Source organism: Sphaerochaeta sp. S2 (assembly GCF_016406725.1).
Classification (GTDB): Bacteria; Spirochaetota; Spirochaetia; order Sphaerochaetales; family Sphaerochaetaceae; genus Sphaerochaeta.
In genome coordinates, this window is record NZ_JAEKNT010000082.1 from 1 (window position 1) to 1,440 (window position 1,440).

General features: G+C 33.6%; 2 protein-coding genes. Both read left to right on the forward strand.

Features of this window, described 5'->3' with window-relative positions:
• The coding region (locus JF818_RS02110; protein ID WP_255528423.1) for a TRCF domain-containing protein at positions 1–936 on the forward strand (936 nt) is incomplete at its 5' end.
• Positions 937–970: 34 nt separating this feature from the next.
• Positions 971–1,440 (forward strand): SurA N-terminal domain-containing protein (locus JF818_RS02115; RefSeq protein WP_198890340.1); only part of this gene is annotated, 470 nt, incomplete at its 3' end.

The window sequence follows — 1,440 nt, forward strand, 5'->3', positions numbered from 1 at the left end:
GGTCAGATGAGTGAAACAAGTCTGGAAAAGTTTATGATCAGTTTTATGAATCACGAATTTGATATTCTGTTGTGCACAACGATTATTGATACAGGCTTGGATATAGTCAATGCCAATACCATCATTATTGATGATGCAGATAAAATGGGACTTTCTCAATTGTATCAGTTAAAAGGTAGAGTCGGAAGATCCAATAGACTGGCTTATGCTTATTTAACCTATAAAAAAGATAAAGTGCTTGCAGAAGTAGCTGAAAAGAGATTGAAAGCCATTAAAGAGTTCACCGAACTCGGTGCGGGTTTCAAAATCGCGATGCGAGACTTAGAGATTCGTGGTGATGGTAATCTACTCGGTTCGCAGCAACATGGGCATATTGCTGCAATTGGATATGACCTGTATTGTAAAATGCTAGAGATTGAAGTGAATAAAGTGAAAGGTATTTTTGTTGAAGAGCCACTTGAAGTAACTATTGACTTCAAAGTGTCTGCATTTATTCCAGAATCTTTTGTAACGGATCAGCAATACAAGTTAGAACTTTATAAAAAGATATCTTCTATTCGAAACCAAGAGGATGCCTTCATGATAGAGGAAGAAATTGAAGACCGTTTTGGATCGATTCCGACCGTGATTTACAATCTTTTGTCAGTCTCTCTGATTAAAGGGTTGTGTCAGTCTTTAAAAATTAAAACGGTTACGGACTTCAAGGACAAGTGTGTTCTCGAATTTGCAGATAAAGAAAAACTTGATTTAGAACTCATCAGTGATATTGGTATATTGTTTAACAGAAATGTGACCTTTGAGTTCGCGAAAGTACCAAATATGGTTTTTAGATATTCAAAGAGAGATTTGATCAATGAAAAGAGATTAAAAGAATTAGAGACATTTTTATTAAAAATCCATAACATAAAAAAAGAAAAACTACCCTCGCTGAATTAGGTAGTGTACAATGATGTAGTTAAAGGAGAAAAATATGAAAAAGTATATATTATTGTTACTCATGCTGTTCTTAGTAGGCTGTAGTAATGACCCAAATGAAGGGAATACAAACGGAGAGGCTGAAACCGTTGTAGAAGAAGTGAAAGATACTGTTGCAAATGTTAATGGAGAAAAGATTTCTTTAGAAACATTTACAAAATACTATGCAATGCAAAGCTATGATTTTGAAAAAGAATATGGTGAAGGTGTTTGGAGTATTGAACAAGACGGTAAGACCATGAAGGAAATTCGACAGGAACAAACGATTAATTATCTTGTGAGAATTTCTTTAGTAGAAAAATATATTATGGAAAAAGGATTTGAAGTAGATGAAGCGATTATAGAAGAAGCTTACAATAAGTACATGGATTCTATTGCAACAGATGAAGAAATCAAAGCCTACTTTGAAGTCAATGATCTGGACAAAACCTTCTTAAAAAGATTCTTAAAGGATCAATATTATTT